At 66.5% G+C, this 16,468-nt stretch carries 16 protein-coding genes, 2 tRNA genes and 2 pseudogenes; 6 read left to right on the top strand and 14 right to left on the bottom strand.

Features of this window, described 5'->3' with window-relative positions; translation table 11 throughout:
* From ACWELQ_RS14840 to polA, 4 genes and pseudogenes are all read right to left on the bottom strand, one after another.
* Positions 1–255, bottom strand: a pseudogene (locus tag ACWELQ_RS14840) (2-keto-3-deoxygluconate kinase); the annotation flags it as partial.
* A gap of 103 nt (positions 256–358) precedes the next feature.
* Positions 359–508, bottom strand: a complete 150-nt coding sequence (locus tag ACWELQ_RS14835; RefSeq protein WP_452397571.1) for a hypothetical protein — start codon at positions 506–508, stop codon at positions 359–361.
* 300 nt (positions 509–808) lie between these two features.
* Entirely contained in the window at positions 809–1,408 is a 600-nt protein-coding gene (locus ACWELQ_RS14830; protein ID WP_452397570.1) for a hypothetical protein, read from the bottom strand.
* 4 nt (positions 1,409–1,412) lie between these two features.
* A complete protein-coding gene (gene polA / locus ACWELQ_RS14825; protein WP_452397569.1) occupies positions 1,413–4,127 on the bottom strand; it encodes a DNA polymerase I in 2,715 nt (904 codons plus the stop codon).
* A gap of 156 nt (positions 4,128–4,283) precedes the next feature.
* On the opposite strand from polA, the gene ACWELQ_RS14820 reads away from it, so the two are divergent.
* Positions 4,284–4,356 (top strand) — tRNA-Trp (locus tag ACWELQ_RS14820).
* 84 nt (positions 4,357–4,440) lie between these two features.
* Here ACWELQ_RS14820 and ACWELQ_RS14815 read toward each other — a convergent pair.
* From ACWELQ_RS14815 to ACWELQ_RS14790, 6 genes and pseudogenes are all read right to left on the bottom strand, one after another.
* Positions 4,441–5,136 (bottom strand): ABC transporter ATP-binding protein, encoded by a 696-nt coding sequence (locus tag ACWELQ_RS14815; RefSeq protein WP_452397573.1) that lies wholly within the window; start codon positions 5,134–5,136, stop codon positions 4,441–4,443.
* Between the two features lie 129 nt (positions 5,137–5,265).
* Positions 5,266–6,168: pseudogene (locus ACWELQ_RS14810) on the bottom strand (ABC transporter ATP-binding protein); the annotation flags it as partial.
* A 41-nt stretch (positions 6,169–6,209) separates the two neighbouring features.
* Positions 6,210–7,430 carry a branched-chain amino acid ABC transporter permease gene (locus ACWELQ_RS14805; RefSeq protein WP_452397568.1) on the bottom strand — a complete coding sequence of 407 codons (1,221 nt, stop codon included), beginning with the start codon at positions 7,428–7,430 and terminating at the stop codon, positions 6,210–6,212.
* Positions 7,427–8,467, bottom strand: a complete 1,041-nt coding sequence (locus ACWELQ_RS14800) for a branched-chain amino acid ABC transporter permease (protein WP_452397567.1) — start codon at positions 8,465–8,467, stop codon at positions 7,427–7,429. Before ACWELQ_RS14800 ends, ACWELQ_RS14805 begins: the two co-directional genes overlap by 4 nt.
* Positions 8,468–8,547: 80 nt before the next feature.
* Positions 8,548–9,783 (bottom strand): branched-chain amino acid ABC transporter substrate-binding protein, encoded by a 1,236-nt coding sequence (locus ACWELQ_RS14795; protein WP_452397566.1) that lies wholly within the window; start codon positions 9,781–9,783, stop codon positions 8,548–8,550.
* Between the two features lie 228 nt (positions 9,784–10,011).
* Entirely contained in the window at positions 10,012–10,635 is a 624-nt protein-coding gene (locus ACWELQ_RS14790; RefSeq protein ID WP_326313500.1) for an ANTAR domain-containing response regulator, read from the bottom strand.
* Positions 10,636–10,860: 225 nt separating this feature from the next.
* Here ACWELQ_RS14790 and ACWELQ_RS14785 point away from each other — a divergent pair.
* Positions 10,861–10,947, top strand: a tRNA-Leu gene (locus ACWELQ_RS14785).
* 21 nt (positions 10,948–10,968) lie between these two features.
* Here ACWELQ_RS14785 and ACWELQ_RS14780 read toward each other — a convergent pair.
* The gene (locus tag ACWELQ_RS14780) at positions 10,969–11,733 is read right to left on the bottom strand and encodes a ferritin-like domain-containing protein (protein ID WP_452397565.1); all 765 of its coding nucleotides are present in this window, start codon (positions 11,731–11,733) and stop codon (positions 10,969–10,971) included.
* 104 nt (positions 11,734–11,837) lie between these two features.
* Positions 11,838–12,140, bottom strand: a complete 303-nt coding sequence (locus ACWELQ_RS14775; protein ID WP_452397564.1) for a hypothetical protein — start codon at positions 12,138–12,140, stop codon at positions 11,838–11,840.
* 281 nt (positions 12,141–12,421) lie between these two features.
* On the opposite strand from ACWELQ_RS14775, the gene ACWELQ_RS14770 reads away from it, so the two are divergent.
* From ACWELQ_RS14770 to ACWELQ_RS14755, 4 genes are all read left to right on the top strand, one after another.
* The gene (locus tag ACWELQ_RS14770; RefSeq protein WP_452397563.1) at positions 12,422–12,763 is read left to right on the top strand and encodes a hypothetical protein; all 342 of its coding nucleotides are present in this window, start codon (positions 12,422–12,424) and stop codon (positions 12,761–12,763) included.
* Between the two features lie 137 nt (positions 12,764–12,900).
* Positions 12,901–13,575, top strand: a complete 675-nt coding sequence (locus tag ACWELQ_RS14765) for a monooxygenase family protein (RefSeq protein ID WP_452397562.1) — start codon at positions 12,901–12,903, stop codon at positions 13,573–13,575.
* Positions 13,576–13,635: 60 nt separating this feature from the next.
* On the top strand, positions 13,636–14,364 hold the full coding sequence (locus ACWELQ_RS14760; RefSeq protein WP_452397561.1) for an arsenate reductase/protein-tyrosine-phosphatase family protein: 729 nt from the start codon (positions 13,636–13,638) through the stop codon (positions 14,362–14,364).
* Between the two features lie 197 nt (positions 14,365–14,561).
* Positions 14,562–14,924, top strand: a complete 363-nt coding sequence (locus tag ACWELQ_RS14755) for a hypothetical protein (RefSeq protein ID WP_379365792.1) — start codon at positions 14,562–14,564, stop codon at positions 14,922–14,924.
* Positions 14,925–14,983: 59 nt separating this feature from the next.
* On the opposite strand, the gene ACWELQ_RS14750 is transcribed toward ACWELQ_RS14755, so the two are convergent.
* Positions 14,984–15,895: an acyl-CoA thioesterase gene (locus tag ACWELQ_RS14750; protein WP_452397572.1), complete on the bottom strand. Its 912-nt coding sequence runs from the start codon at positions 15,893–15,895 to the stop codon at positions 14,984–14,986.
* Between the two features lie 13 nt (positions 15,896–15,908).
* Positions 15,909–16,468 (bottom strand): pyruvate kinase (locus tag ACWELQ_RS14745; protein ID WP_452397560.1); only part of this gene is annotated, 560 nt, incomplete at its 5' end.

The following is a 16,468-nucleotide window of genomic DNA, read 5'->3' as shown; positions in this document are numbered from 1 at the left end:
GCCCTCGTCGTAGAGGGCCGAGGTGAGCGCCGCCACCGGGCTGCCCGTCGCCACGACGGTGCGCAGCCGATCGGCGATTTCGAGGGTGGCCGTCCCGGCGCGGTCGCCGAGCGGGGTCCAATCGCTGAGCTTGACCGGGCCGGTGGGCTCGCAGTACCGGTCGTGGAACTCGGCGGGGGTCAGGCCGGTGCATTCGGCCCGCAGGGTCGCGGGGGCAGCGGCGATGAACAGGGTGGTGTCAAGAGTGATGGTCATTGAACTAGGTCTTCCCGACTTCTTCCGAAGAAAGTGACAGAGGGGACCAGCAAAAGAAAAGTTCATTCGGCCGCAGCGAGGGGCCGGTCCGAATCAGACCCCGCTAGCGGCGAACTACGAGTACGTGCACGCCGGCCACAAGCGCGGTGAGCGCAATGGCCTTCTTCACCGAAATCAGCACGGCGCGGTCGCGGTCGGCGACATCGAGCGCTGCGCTGCGGTTGTAGGCGGGGTTCGGCACGGGGTCGAGCATAAGGGCAGACACACCTAATGGCAACCATATTCGCAATCGACCCACGAGTAACTTCGCCGCAGGTCACCCCGCATGCGATGGGCAGCACAGCAACAGCGGACCGCGCCCTGGCAAACGCGGATGGGCCACCGAGCGACCACCCGACAAACACCCAGCTCAACGCAATTCCGACAGGCGCTCGAATAGGGTTGGCACGCACCCCCACAAGACATCGAGACCAGCCGGTTTTTGACGCAGATCACCCGTGGCTAATTTCCGCGCCCATCGATCGCCGGGCGCGTCTCGGGGCCGGAAGCTCCGCTAGCGACCGCGTAATCGATGCAGCCAGCGACGCACGAAGCCCGATGAAATCTCCGCGGACGCATCCGAGTTGGACTGGGCGGTAGCACTTTCGGATGCCACCGGAGCGGTTTCGAACATCACCGCGGCCCCTTCGGATGTCACGGGATCGGGTGAGAATTCGACAGGCTCACCGAACCGGCTCTTGAATCCGGCCGCGCAGTCGGTCAAGCGGTCGCGATAGTCGTCGGAGTCGAAGGCGAGGCCATCCCAGTTCCAGCGATCCGCGGAGGCCGCCCGGTCCACGGCAGCACGCAGAGCCCGCAGGATCGCCGGGCGGTAGACGAGTGCCACTCGCCAGTCGCGCAGGAACCTCGCGGCGAGATGGACCGTGATCGGGCTACGTCGGTGATGGCCGTAGCCCACCACCGTCACCGTGTCGTACCCCATACCCGCAAAACCACCGACGACGTAGAGCTTCGCACCGGCCGGGAAGCGCCCGTGACTGCGGCGGTCCGCCTTCGAGCCGCTGGGCCCGTACGGGTACTCCCGCATGGTGGCGATCAGGCACCACTCGGGACTGGGAGTGGTGTCCGCCTGATCGCCGTCCGACGCGGTCATCGAGTCAGTGGGCGGCCGAGTCCCACGAACGACCGACGCCCACCGAGACCTCCAACGGCACCGAGAGGTCGATGGCGTTGGACATGTGTTCGCGGGCAAGGGATTCGAGTTGGTCGCGTTCGCCGGGGGCTACCTCGAAGACGAGTTCGTCGTGGATTTGCAGGAGCATGCGGGATTTCAGGCCCGCGGTGCGGATGGCCTGCTGGGTGTCGATCATGGCGACCTTGATGATGTCGGCGGCGGTGCCCTGGATGGGGGCGTTGAGGGCCATGCGTTCGGCGGCCTCGCGGCGCTGACGGTTGCTGGAGTCGAGATCGGGGAGGTAGCGGCGGCGGCCGAAGAGGGTTTCGGTGTAGCCGACCTTGCGGGCCTGCTCGACGGCGTCGCGCAGGTAGTCGCGGATGGCGCCGAAACGGTTGAAGTAGATGTCCATCTGGACCTTCGCCTCGTCGGCGCTGATCTTCAACTGCTGCGACAGGCCGTACGCGGACAGGCCGTAGGCCAGACCGTAGGACATGGCCTTGATGCGGCGGCGCAGTTCCGGATCGACCTCGGAGATCGGGATGTCGAACGCCTTGGAGGCGACGAAGTTGTGCAGGTCCTCACCGGAGTTGAAGGCCTCGATCAGGCCCTCGTCCTTGGACAGGTGGGCCATGATGCGCATTTCGATCTGGCTGTAGTCCGCGGTCATCAGCGACTCGTAGGCAACCCCGTCCGCCGAGCCTACGACGAAGGTGTCGCGGATGCGGCGACCCATATCGGTGCGGATCGGAATGTTCTGCAGGTTCGGCTCGGTCGAGGACAGGCGACCGGTGGCGGCCACCGTCTGGTTGAAGGTGGTGTGGATGCGACCATCATCGGCGACCGACTTGAGCAGGCCGTCGACGGTCACCTTCAGACGCGTCGCGTCGCGGTGCTCGAGCAGATGTTGCAGGAACGGGTGCTGCGTCTTCTCGTAGAGGCCCTCGAGCGCGTCGGCGTCGGTGGTATAGCCGGTCTTGGTGCGCTTGGTCTTCGGCATGTCGAGCTCGTCGAACAACACCACCTGCAGCTGCTTGGGCGAGCCGAGGTTGATCTGCTTGCCGATGACGCCGTAGGCGTTCTCGGCCGCCTCGGCGACCCGGTCGGCGAACTCGCGCTGCAATTCCTCCAGCTGCGCGGAATCCACCGCGATGCCCGCGGCTTCCAGATCGGCCAGCACGCTCAGCAGCGGGAGTTCCATATCGCCGAGCAGGGCGGTGGACTCGATCCGCTCGAGCTCGGCGTCGAAGGCCTCGGCCAGGTCGGAAACCGCACGGGCGCGCAGCATCTGGGCATTCGCGACTTCGGCGTCGACCTGCTCCTCGTCGTCGAGCAGCGACAGCTGGGCCTCGCCGCCGTTGTCGACGCGCAGCTCACGGCTGAGGTAGCGCAGCGACAGGTCCTCCAGGTTGAAGGTGCGCTGGCCGGGCAGGATCAGGTAGGCGGCCAGGGCGGTGTCACTGGTGAGCCCGCCCAGCTGCCAGCCGCGCCCGCGCAGCGCGTGCATGGCGGTCTTGGCCTCGTGCAGCGCCTTCGGGATCTCCGGATCGGCCAGCCAGGCGCCCAGCGCCTTCTCGTCCTCGGGGGTCATGGTGTGCACGTCGATGTACGCGCCCTCACCGTCGGCGGCGGCGAGCGCGACGGCCTGGGTGTCGCCATGGATCGGCGCGCCGTTGCCGACCACGGAAACACCGTGCCGCAGACCGGGTTTGGCGTGCTCGGCAAGCCAGTCGGCCACGGTACCCGCGGCCAGCGCGCTGCCGCTGATCTCGAACCCGGACTCGGCTTCGGGCTCGACGGGGGCCAGGGTGTCGAACAGCCGGTCGCGCAGAACCCGGAACTCCAGCTCGTCGAAGAGCTGGTGGATGCGGTCGCGGTCCCACGGCTGCACGGCCAGCTGGTCGGGCGTGTACGGCAGCGGCACCGTCTTCACCATTTCGGTGAGCTGCCGGTTGAGCACCACGCTGGACAGGTTGGCGCGCAACGCGTCTCCGACCTTGCCCTTCACCTTGTCGACCTGATCGACCAGGGTGGCGAGGTCACCGTATTCGCTGATCCACTTGGTGGCGGTCTTCTCCCCCACGCCCGGGATGCCCGGCAGGTTGTCGCTCGGGTCGCCGCGCAGCGCCGCGAAGTCCGGGTACTGCTGCGGGGTGAGGCCGTACTTCTCCTGGACCGCCTCCGGGGTGAACCGGACCATGTCCGAGACGCCCTTCTTCGGATAGAGCACGGTGACGTCGTCGCTGACCAGCTGCAGCGAGTCCCGGTCGCCGGTGACGATGAGGACCTTGAAGCCCTCCGGCACCGCCTGCGTGGTCATGGTGGCGATGAGGTCGTCCGCCTCGTAACCCTCGATGGCCATGACGGGAATCCCCAACGCCCCCAGCACTTCCTGGGTCGTCTCCACCTGCCCCTTGAACTCGTCCGGCGTCGCCGACCGATTCGCCTTGTACTCCGGGAACGCCTCGGTGCGGAACGTCTTGCGGCTCACGTCGAAGGCCGCCGCCACATGCGTCGGCTTCTCATCCCGCAGCAGGTTGATCAGCATGGAGGTGAAGCCGTACACCGCGCCGGTGTGCTGCCCCGTCACCGTCCTGATGTTCGCGTCCCGCAACGCGTAGAACGCGCGATAGGCCAGCGAATGCCCATCCAGCAACAGCAGGACCGGCTGCTGTTCCCCGGAGTCGGACGCGGACACGACAGGACGCTGATCGGTAGAGGCAGGGGTCACCCGACAGAGTCTAGGTATCCCCACCGACATCCGTGCGCAGCGGGCACAACCGGCCCGTCGCCGCAGGTCACGTGAATCGATTTCATCCGGGGCCAGGCACCTGGTAGCGTGATCAACCGTCAAAGGGGTGTAGCTCAATTGGCAGAGCAGCCGTCTCCAAAGCGGCAGGTTGCAGGTTCGATTCCTGTCGCCCCTGCTTGAAAGGCTTCGGGCCGGTCACCAATGGTGACCGGCCCGAAGTCTTTTCGGGGGTGCCGGATTCGGCCGACACCCCCGGATTTCAGCCGACGCCGAGGTAGGCGGACTTGACGGCCGGGTCGGAGAGCAGGGCGCGGCCGCCGCCGGTTTTGGTGACCTCGCCGGTTTCCAGGATGTAGGCGCGGTCGCTGCGGGTCAGGGCCTGCTGGGCGTTCTGCTCGACCAGCAGGACCGTGGTGCCCTGGGCGTTGATGTCGGCGATGATCCGGAAGATCTGCTGAATCACCATGGGGGCCAAGCCCATCGACGGCTCGTCGAGCAGCAGCAGCTGCGGGCGGGCCATCAGGGCACGGCCGATGGCGAGCATCTGCTGTTCACCGCCGGAGAGGGTGCCGCCGACCTGCTTGCGACGCTCCAGCAGGCGCGGGAACAACTCGTAGACCCAGTCCAGGGTCTGGTTGTACTCGGCCTTGGCCTTGAACGGGCGTGCGTGGCAACCCATATCGAGGTTTTCCTGCACCGTCATGCCCGGGAAGACACCGCGGCCCTCGGGGGCTTGGATGAGCCCCTCCACGACGCGTTCGTGGGCCTTCATCTTGGTGATGTCGCGGCCCTGGAACATGATTCGCCCCCGGGTGAGCGGCAGCAGGCCGGACAGGGCACGCATGGTGGTGGTCTTGCCCGCGCCGTTCGCGCCCAGCAGGGTGACCAGCTCGCCCTGGCCGACATCGAGCGAGATGCCGTGCAGGGCTTGGATTCTGCCGTAGTTGACGACCATGTCCTCGACCGTCAGCAGCGGCTCACCGGCGGCGGGCGCTTCCGATCCGGGCTGCTTGGTGAGCGCCGGAACCGCTTCGGCGCCAATGCTCTTCGCCTCGGCCGCGTCGGCGGCGGACTCGACGTCGGCCTCATCCGGCACACCCAGGTAGGCGTTGATCACCGCGGGATCCTGGCGGATCTGCTCGGGTAGCCCGTCGGCGATCTTGCGGCCGAACTCCAGCACCACGATGCGGTCGGTCACGCCCATGACCAGGCGCATATCGTGCTCGATGAGCAGCACCGTGTAGCCGTCGTCGCGGATCTTGCGGATCAGATCCATGAGCGCGGACTTCTCGGACGGGTTGAAGCCCGCGGCCGGTTCGTCCAGGCACAGCAGTTTCGGCTCGGTCGCCAGCGCGCGGGCGATCTCCAGGCGGCGCTGATCGCCGTAGGAGAGATTGCGCGCCTTCTCCACCGCGTGCGGGGCGATACCGACGAATTCCAGCAGGGCCATGGCCCTTTCGAGCGATTCGTGCTCCTCGCTGCGATGCCGGGGCGTGCGGAAGACCGCGCCCGGCACCGACGTCTTGTGGCGGGCGTCCGCGCCCACCACCACGTTCTCGAGGGCGGTCATCTCGGAGAAGAGCCGGATGTTCTGGAAGGTACGCGCGATACCCAGGCGGGTGATCTGGTTGCGCTTGGTCTTGGTCAACGGCTTGCCGTCGAAGTAGACCGTGCCGCCCGAGGGGCGGTACACGCCGGAGATGGCGTTGAAGCAGGTGGTCTTGCCCGCGCCATTGGGCCCGATCAGCCCGAGGATCTCGCCGCGGCGGATCTCGAAGCTCACATTGTCCAGCGCGGTCAGACCGCCGAACTTCACCGTCAGCCCGTCGGTGCGCAGCAGCGGCGCACCCACGGGAGTCTCGATTTCCCGATGCGGCGCAACGACTTCCGCGACCGCGTCCGGGTCCTGGAAGACCGGCAGCACCTCGGTCACGTCGAACACACCCGCGCTGGGCTCGACCTCAGGCTGCTGGAACCCGGCCGCCATGTCCTCGTTGTCGAACAGCCCGCCTCCGGGCCCCGGCCCCGTCACTGTCCCGCTCCCGTCGCCGGCGCGGCCACCGGCCGTCGCACCGCCCGATACACCTGCCGCCCGTAGGCGAGCAGTTTCTGCCGGGCCGGGAACAGACCCTGCGGCCGGAAGATCATCAACACCACCAGGGTCAGACCGAAGAACAAATACTTGTAGTCGCCGAGGGACTGCCCGCCGACGTTCACCGACATGAACCGGTTGGGCAGGTACACGATCAGGAACGCACCCACGATCACGCCGAGCTTGTTGCCCTGGCCGCCCAGCACCACCGCGCACAGGAACAGCATCGAGTTGATGACGTTGAAGCCCTGCGGGTTGATGAACTGCACCTGGCCCGCGTACAGCGCGCCCGACAGACCGCCGATGGCCGCGCCGATCGTGAACGCCCACAGCTTGAACTTGAAGGTCGGCACGCCCATGATCTCGGCGGCGTCCTCGTCCTCGCGGATGGCCACCCAGGCGCGGCCGACGCGGCTGCGCTCCAGATTGCCGACGAACATCAGCACGATGACCACCAGCACGATGCCCAGCCAGTACCACCAGGTGCCGGAGTTGGCCCGGTCCAACAGGTTCCAGGTGTGCGTGTCGCCGAGATTGCCGGAGGAGAAGTAGCCGCCGGGATGCGTGTCGGACTCGCCGAGCTTCGGGTACTGGATGCGCGAGAGACCGAGACTGCCGTTGGTGATGTCAGGCAGGTTGTCGGCCAGCAGGCGCACGATCTCACCGAAGCCGAGGGTCACGATGGCCAGGTAGTCGCCGCGCAGCCGCAGCGTCGGCGTGCCCAGGATGAGCCCGGAGATCGCGGTCGCCAGGATCGCGATCGGCACACACACCAGCCACGCCCATTTGGTGCCGAGCCAGCCGCCGGTCTGATTCCACGGACTGTTGGGACTGGTCAGCAGGCCGACCGTGTAGGCGCCGACCGCGTAGAAGCCGACATACCCCAGATCGAGCAGACCCGCCTGTCCGACTACGACATTCAGGCCGATCGCGATGAGCGCGTACATGGCGAACTGCGCCATCACGCCACCGAAACTGGTGCCCGGCGTATCCAGCAGCGGCACCTTGAACAGCGGCAGCGCGGCCAGCACGAGCACCACCGGAACGCCGACGCCCCACTGGGCCGGGCGCGACAGTCCGCCCCACCAATTGCGGAGGGCATCGCCGACCCCGCGGCCGGAATTCTGCTGCGTGGGAATGGGTTTGGCGTGAGTCATGCGCGGGCCCTCCCCAGGCTCTCGCCCAGAATGCCGGTCGGGCGGATCATCAGCACGCCGACCAGCACCACGAACGCGACCACGTCACGCCACTGGGTGCCGAACAGGATCTGCCCGTAGTCCTCGGCCAGGCCGAGCAGCAGCCCGCCCAGCAGCGCGCCGCGCAGATTGCCGATACCGCCGAGCACGGCGGCGCTGAAAGCCTTGATGCCCAGGATGAATCCGCCGTTGTAGATGATGCCGTTGGGGATCTTGAGCGTGTACAGCAACGCGGCCGCACCGGCGAGCACGCCGCCGATGAGGAAGGTCAGCATGATGACGCGTTCCCGCGAGACACCCATCAGCGTCGCGGTATCCGGGTCCTGCGCCACCGCGCGAATGCTGCGGCCGAACTTCGTCTTGTTGATCAGCAATTCGGTGACCAGCGCCAGCACGATCGCCGCGCCGATGATCACCAGCGCGATATTGGTGACCGGGGCGTCGAAGAGCTTGAATTGCTCCGACGGCCGCACCAGGGTGATCGGCTGCTGCGCGTTGAGGCCGCCGAGCTTGTTGCCGGTCAGCTTCGGCAGCAGGTAGTGCACGAATTCCTGCAGCACGAACGACATTCCGATCGCGGTGATCAGGAAGATGAGCGGCTTCGCGCCGCGTTTGCGCAACGGGCGATACGCCACCCGTTCGAGAGCGACGGCCGCCACGCCCGACACCACCATGCCGAAGATCATGGCCGCCACCAGGTAGACGATGGTCAGCGCCGCACCCTGGGAATACACGTCACCGCTGGCCGCGAATCCGAAGACCATCAGGCCGACCAGCTGACCGAACATGCCCAGCATGAATACTTCCGAGTGGGCGAAATTGATCAGTCGCAGCACACCGTAAACCAGGGTGTATCCGACCGCGACCAACGCGTAGATCGAACCGTAGGTCAAGCCTTCCACGGTGAGCCGCCAGAACTGATCGACGACACCGGAGACATTGAATTCGATGGAACTGCTCGCCAGCAGCGTCACATCGGCCAGAGCGGGTGCAGACATTCGTAACTTTCGCCGAGGGAGGAAAACAGCGTGTGCCGAAAACCGATTCGGCACACGCTGTTCCGAACAACTCCTGAGCGCTACTTGACCTGGTACATCCAGATCAGAGCGTTCGCCAACTCACCGGTGGTACCCCACTTGTACTCGCGCGCCAGGCCCTGGCCGTCGTAGTTGCGCGCGAAGTCGACCAGGTCGGGGCGGGTGGTCTTACCGGCCTCGATGCCCTTGAGCACGATCGTGGTCAGGTCGTAGCCCTCGGTGGAGTAGGTGCCGGGGTCGAAGCCGCTCAGGGCCTTGTACGCGGCGGCGAACTTGTCGGAGGCCGGACCACACGGGCACGACAGCAGCGCGTCCTTGGAAGCGCTACCCGCCTGCTTGACGAACTCGACGTCCTTGGTGCCGTCGTCGGAGATGAAGGTCGCGGTCACGCCGCCGCTGCGCAGCTGGCTGACCAGCGGGGACGCCTCGGCGTAGTAGCCGGCGTAGAAGATGCCGTCCGGCTTGGCCGACGCCATCTTGGAGACCGTCGCGGAGAAGTCCTTGTCCTTGGCCTTCACGTTCGCGGCGCAGCTGGAGTCGGCGATCGAACCCAGGCCCTCGGTCACGGTCTTGGCCAGGCCGGTGCCGTAGTCGGAGTCGTCGGCGATGACACAGATCTTCTTGAACTTGCCGGTGCCCTTGAGGTATCCGGCGACGGCCGGACCCTGCACGCCGTCATTGCCGAGGCCGCGGAAGAAGTTCTTCCAGCCGTTGGTGGTGAGGGTGACGTTGGTGGCCGACGGGGTCAGCGACAGCAGGTTGGCGTCGCTGAGGATCTGACCGGTCGCCTTGGTCTCACCGGAGAAGGTGGGGCCGATCAGCGCCACGATCGACGGATCGCTCACCACGGTCGGGATGACCTGGCTGGCCTTCTGCGGGTCGCCCTCGGTGTCGAACTGCTTGACCGTCACCTGGCAGCCGGGGTTGGCCTTGTTGTGCTGATCCAGCGCCAGCTGCACACCGCGCACGATGTTGAGGCCGAGGTTGGCGTTGTCGCCGGTCAGCGGGCCGGCCATGCCGATCGTCGTCGGCGCGCACTTGCCCTTGCCGTCACCCGCGGGATCCGCGGCCGCGGTCGCGTCCTTGACCGGAACTTCCTTGCCTTGACCATCGACCTGCACGAGCGGCTGAATGGTCAGCGCCGAGGCGCCACCACCACCGGAATTATCCGTGGATTTGCTGCTACAACCCGCCGACGTCAGGGCCAGGACCGCCGCCGCGCCGATGACTACCGCTCGCGCCGTGCGACTGTGTCGCAGCGAAGACGTGCGCGTCATTGAACCAAGCACGATTCACCTCATGTTCTGTGCTCCCCCGGGGTGAGCCGGAGAGGGCCGCCCCATCGATCGGCCCGTCCAGAACATAGCCTTGCCACGTTAGGTCCGCATCACATTCGAATCATCCATGTGACATCGCAACAAAAGAAAAAGCCCCGTTGTTACCGGACTGTAAATTTCTACAGTTGATTCACGGCAACAACAGGGCTACGCGATGGCAACCGCGCGCTACTTCGGCGCGAGATTCTCCAGCACCACTTCCGCGACCGCCTTCATGGTGGTGCGACGGTCCATGGCCGTGCGCTGAATCCACTTGAACGCCTGCGGCTCCGATAGACCCTGCGTCTGCATGAGCACACCCTTGGCGCGTTCGACCAGCTTGCGCGTCTCGAGGCGGTCGGTCAGATTCGCGACCTCGCTCTCGAGCGCCGCGATCTCATGGAATCGCGATGCGGCCAATTCGATCGCCGGCACCAGGTCCGACTTGGTGAACGGCTTCACCAGGTACGCCATCGCACCGGCGTCGCGGGCCCGCTCCACCAGATCACGCTGGCTGAAGGCGGTCAGGATGACCACCGGCGCAACGCGTTTCGACGCGATCTCGGCCGCCGCGTCGATGCCGTCCCGGCGCGGCATCTTCACGTCCATGATCACCAGATCCGGCCGCAGCTCCTCGGCGAGATCGACGGCCTGCTGACCGTCGCCCGCCTCACCCACCACGTGATAGCCCTCCTCCGAGAGCATCTCCACCAGGTCCATCCGGATGAGCGCCTCGTCCTCGGCAACCACCACCCGCTTGGGGGCGTTCGCCGCGGCATCCTTCTTCGAACCGCCCCCTGCTGTCGTTCCCATAGATGAACCCCTGTCGCTTCCCGATTACCGATTACCCGATGCCACCTCGTCTTGCGCCACCCTCACAGGACCGGCACGCACCCGAGTACCCCAAAGAGTACCGTCGACCCGCTCTTACAACCCACGTACCCAGCGCAAACCGACCAGTATCACAACGGTGTAGTCCCCCCACCCCCCTCGATTAGTTGTATCCCCCACCCACCCGCTATCATTTCCCGTCGGTGCGCCGAGTTGGCGGAAGTGGCAGACGCGACGGTCTCAAAAACCGTTGTCCGAAAGGACGTGTGGGTTCAAGTCCCACACTCGGCACCAAGTGGGAGGGCCGTTCCGGAATCACCGGGCGGCCCTTTCTTTATGCCTGACATCGCGCCGCGTGGCTGCCCGACGCCCCGGGAGCGGGAAGGCGGCGGCGCAGACCGGCGCGAACAGGCCGGTCACGGCGCGTGCGAATTCCGTTCGAGTGACGCCCAATCGACGCAGGGCCGGGCCGTGGTCGGCGAGGACCACCAGCAGCGCGCCGCCCAGCAGCACCCACCAGATCGCGCGGACGAAGAGGCGCGGCAGCACGGGGGTTGTCGCGAAAGCCAGTCGGAGACGCTGGGTATGGAACGGGATGTGGCGTTGCTCGTCGGCGACGATGAGGGCGGCGGTGCGGGCGGTGAGGGAGTCGGCGGAGCCGTCCCGGAGAGCCCGGTAATAGGGGACGGCGATGACCTCGGCAACCGAAAGCACCATCAACTCGAGGCGAAGGCCGAGGCCGCGGCGCAGCCGGATGAAGATCGCATCCGTCCAGTGACGCGAAATGGTCTCGTGCCCTGCGGAATTCAGGAGATGACGCAGCAGGCGGGCATGATTCTGCTCCTCGGCGACGAACAATCGGACCGCGGCGGCGTACACCGGATCCCCCGCCGCCTCGGCCTTGGCGATCAGATTCGCACCGTCCCCGGATTCACCGACCTGGAAACGCTGGATGCTGCGGATCAAGGCGGGCGCCAGACTCGCCCCGATCGCCCAGTCGGGATCGCCGGCTCGCGACCGAGCCCGAGCCTTGGCCTCGAATTCGGCTGTCCACCGAGCGAATGCGTGCGTGTCGTCCATGAGCCGTCCCCTCTGACCAGGTTCGGGGATCGACTCTAGAAAGAGGATGCGTGGATCGGACGGACACGATGTGGAGATTGTGTGCGGACGTCGGCGGTGCGCCGTCAGCTGCCGGAGGAGCTCGCGGAGGAGCTGCCGGAGGCGAGGGAGTTGAGGACGCCGGTGAGGTAGCCGCCGGCGAAGGAGGCGCCGAGGTTGGCGGCGGCGCTGCCGAGGAGGGCGCCCGCGCCCGCGCCGTAGACGGTGCCGACGCCCAGGGCGTTGCCGAGGCTCTCGGCCGAGCCGGACGACGGGGTGTCCACGTCGGCCGCGGTGAGCGGAATGCCTTCCGCCGCAGCGGTTCCGACGTTGCAGGCCAAGGCGGCGCAGGCGGCGATACCGGCGAGAACGATTCGTTTCTTCATCACGAGGCGTGAGTATATGAAACAGAGTCGATTCAGATGATCGAATGCAGGCACCCGGGTTTGGCTTACTGAAGTTTCACATTCCGCTGCGGCGGCGGGGCGGGTCGCGCAAGATCGTGTCCCGTAGTCCGCGACAGCACGGTGGAGGCCGCATGCGAATCACGATGACCTCGTTGGCGAAAGTTGGGGCGGCCGGGGTGGTGATCGTGGCGGCGTGCGGGGGGTGCTCGTCACAGACGGGTGGGACCGCGGCACCGGTGGCGACGACGCAAGGACAGACGACGATGACGGTTCCGGGAACCACGACAGCGGCGGCCGGTGCGCCGAAAGCCAAGTCGGGGCTGCCGACCGCGGCGGACGGGAACAACCTCGACGCCTGCGCCAACGGGAACTGCGAGATTCAAGTGGACGGGCCGACGACGATTCCGGTACCCGGCATGCCGCTGATCGGAGGGAAGGTGCAGATTCAGCAGATTTCGAGCATGGCGGTGACGGCGGCGGCATCGGTGTTCGGGTTTCCGGCGTCGAGCACCGCGCCTTCGGGCGGGACCATGTTCCTCAACGGTCTGACCATCAAGGTGGTTGCCGTGCAGGGCAGCTCGGCCGTGTTGCGGCTGAGCACCTAGATACCGCGGGACGACACCGGACGGGTGGGTGAAACGGGCCTACACTGCGGGCAGGGGCCGCGGTGCGGGCTTCGAACCGGACGCCTGGGTCGGACGTAGGTCTGCACAGGGCGGTTCGATGTGCGGAGGTCGTACGGATGCGGGTGCAGAGAGTTACTGCGGACCTGACGGAATATCCGGATCTGGTCGTGATATTGCTCGGGATGCGAGTGCGCACTCCGCGGGGGATCTTGCGGCTGCTCGGGGTCGGTCCGAAGCTGTATCGGTCGCATCGGGATCGACCCGACGGACTTTTGTCGCACGAGGATGTGGTGTGGTCGCTGTGGCCGCCGCATTGGGGGGCACGGCAGTACTGGCGGGATTTGGAAAGCCTGGAGCGGTGGACGCGGTCGGAGCCGCACCGGGTCTGGTGGCAGCAGTTCCTGAAGGATTCCGGCGGGACCGGATTCTGGCACGAGGCCTATTTCGCCAGGGGCGGAATCGATTCCGTGTACGACGATATGGCCGCGCCCACCGGGCTGGCCCGGTTCGCGCGGACCGTCCCAGCTCGGGGACGGTTGTTCTCGACCCGGGGCCGGGTGCGCGGCACGGGTGCGGACGGCGCTCCGCTACCCGAAATCGAGCCTGTGGTAAAGGAATCCGCGCTTTATGATTCGGATCCCGGCAATGGCCGCTCGGCTATTGATTTACCGCAGCACGGCGGGCATGCTCACATGCCAGGGGTATTGACCCGGCACCGATCCGACATTCCGGTGAACGGGAACCAACAGCAGGTGAGCGACATTCGGCCGACGAATGAACATCGTGGTTGAAACCTGTGATCCGGTCACGAAAGTGTTTCGAATCGACAACGCCCGGCATAGGTTATCGGCATGCATGTGCTGTTCGTGTGCAGCGGAAATGTTTGCCGATCCGTCATTGCCGAACGCCTCACCCTGGCGGTGGCCGCTGAACACGGACTACAGGAGCTATCCGCCGAGAGTGCCGGCGTGCGCGCACTGGTCGGATTCCCGGTGGAACCCCTTGCCGCACAGACGATTGTCGGACTCGGCGGGAACGCCGACAACTTCAAGGCCCGCCGCCTGAAGGCGGAGATGGTGCATCGCGCCGACATGGTGCTCACCATGACCGACAAGATCCGCGACCAGGTGCGCGATCTGGTGCCCGAGGCGTTGCCGCGCACCTTCACCCTGCTCGAGGCGTACCGCATCGCGAAGGTCAGCGGTGCGCGCAGCGTGGTCGGATTGCATGCCGCGCGCGACGATCTCGCCTATGTCGGCCGGGAGAACATCTCCGATCCGGTCGGCCTGTCGCCGCAACAGTATTGCGATGTCGGCGACCGCATCGCCGAGGCGCTGGTGCCGCTGCTGCTCGCGCTGCACGCGCATCAGCAGGCCACGGTGCATCCACGCAGTGTCGCCGACGGGCAGCCGCCGCTGCTGGTGATCGACGGCGGACGCGGCGAATCGGGCAGACGCGCCGAACGCCCCAAGTCGGTCGAATCTTCCCAGCAGGCAACCGAATACTCGCGGCAGCAGGCGGCCGATTACGCACGGCAGGCCGGTCAGGCGCCCCGGCGCGCGGCGGAATCGGCCGGATAGCAGGCGATCCCGGCGGACCCGGCCGGTCGGAATCCCCGCGTGTCAATACACCTTGCTGCGAGGTTGGTCCGGTAAGGGATTACACTCGCGCGCGGAACATTTACCAGTTCCGCCGAACGCCACTGCCGGTGGTTCGACACAAGAACAGGACCAAGGACATGCCGAAGCGCATTTCGGATGTTTCGCTCCATGTTTACGTGACAGCTCAGACCTTGAACCGCGTCACCGAAACCGTGTGCCGCGTGGTCGATGAATACGTCGCCGATCGAGATATCTTCGCGTGGCGCTTCACCCTCCCGGTGGAGTGCGACGAACCCACCCACACCGTGCTCGAAACCCAGTGGCGGCTGGATCATCCCGACGCCGAACCGGGCGAGCGCCGTACCTACGAGATCGCGCTGAGTCTGGTGGGCGAGGCCCGTCAACTAACCAAGGCGGGCATCGCCAAGCTCGAGCAGCGCTTGGTCCTGGAGCTGTCCGCCACCGAACCGGTCCCGTACATCGTGCACGCGCTCCAGCGGGAAAACTTCGACCTCGAAGAGAACCGGGAACTGATTTAGGGGCCCGAACGCGAAACGGGCCGTACCCGAAGGGGTACGGCCCGAAAAGCATGTCGAACTCAGCGGCGCGCCGGGAAGTGGCGGATCACGCCTTCCTGCACCGTGGTCGCGAGCAGCTCACCGGTGCGGGAGTAGAAGTGGCCGCGGGCCAGGCCGCGGGACCCCGCCGCCACCGGCGACTCGGTCGCGTAGAGCGCCCAGTCGTCGAAGCGGAAGGGGCGGTGGAACCAGATGGAGTGGTTCACGGTGGCCGCGATGATGCGGTCCCAGCCCCAGGACAGGCCGTGCGTGGTGACGATGGAGTCCAGCACCGTGGTGTCGGACGAATACGCCAGCGCCGCAACGTGAATCAGCGGATCATCGGGCAGCGTGCCGTCGGTGCGCATCCAGACCCGGTTGTATTCCAGGCTCTCGCCCTTGCCCTTGAGGATCCAGGCCGGGTCGTTGGTGTAGCGCATCTCGATGGGATGCGGTGCGTTGATGAACATCTGGAGCTTGTCCTCCATGCCCACGAACGACTCTTCCACGCGGGGAAGGTCTTCCGGGCCGGGGACGTCGGGCAGGGGCGCGCCGTGCTCGAGCCCCTTGCCCCAGTCCTGGAATGCGGCGAGCATGACGAACAGCTCCTGCCCGTCCTGGTACGCCGTCACCGTGCGGTTGGCGATGGAGCGTCCGTCCCGGTGCCGATCGACGTGATATTCGATCGGCGCCTTGGGATCTCCGCCGCGCACGAAGTGCGCGTTGATCGCGTGGATCGGACGCTCCGGGCCCACCGTGCGGCCCGCGGCGATGATCGCCTGGGCCACCAGCTGGCCGCCGAACGTGCGGCTCCATACCTTCTCCGGATGGTGACCGAGGAAGATGTCGGGTCCGTTCTCCTCGAGGTCGAGCAGGCGCAACAGCTCCCGCAGGTCCTCGGCTCGATCGCTACCCTCGGGGTCCGCGACGACGTCCGCAGACGTCTCGTCCAGCGACGCACTCAAACTAGTGGTCCTCCTCGCCGATGCGATGCACGTGGATCAGGTTGGTGGACCCGACAGTACCCGGGGGCGAACCGGCCACGATGACCACCAGGTCACCCTTCTTGTATCGCCCGATCGAGAGCAACGCGTTATCCACCTGGTGGATCATCTCGTCGGTCGTGCCCACCGGAGGAACGATGAACGTTTCCACGCCCCACGTCAAGGCGAGCTGGCTGCGGATCGACGCCTGCGGCGTGAAGGCCAGCAGCGGCAGCGGGGTGTGCAGGCGGGCCAGGCGGCGCACCGTGTCACCGGACTGCGTGAAGGCAACCAGCGCTTTGGCATTCAGGCGCTCGCCGATGTCGCGGGCGGCGTAGGAGATGACACCGCGCTTGGTCCGCGGCACGTGGGTCAGCGGCGGAACACGGGTCGAGGACTCGGATTCCACGGCGTGCACGATGCGGGCCATGGTGCGCACGGCCTCGATCGGGTAGTCGCCGACCGAGGTCTCGCCCGAGAGCATGACCGCGTCCGCACCGTCGAGCACCGCGTTGGCCACGTCGCTGGCCTCGGCGCGCGTCG

The sequence above is a fragment of the Nocardia sp. NPDC004722 genome, from assembly GCF_053601505.1.
Note: the sequence above shows the minus strand (reverse complement) of the source record. Positions and strands in the feature narration are given on the sequence as shown.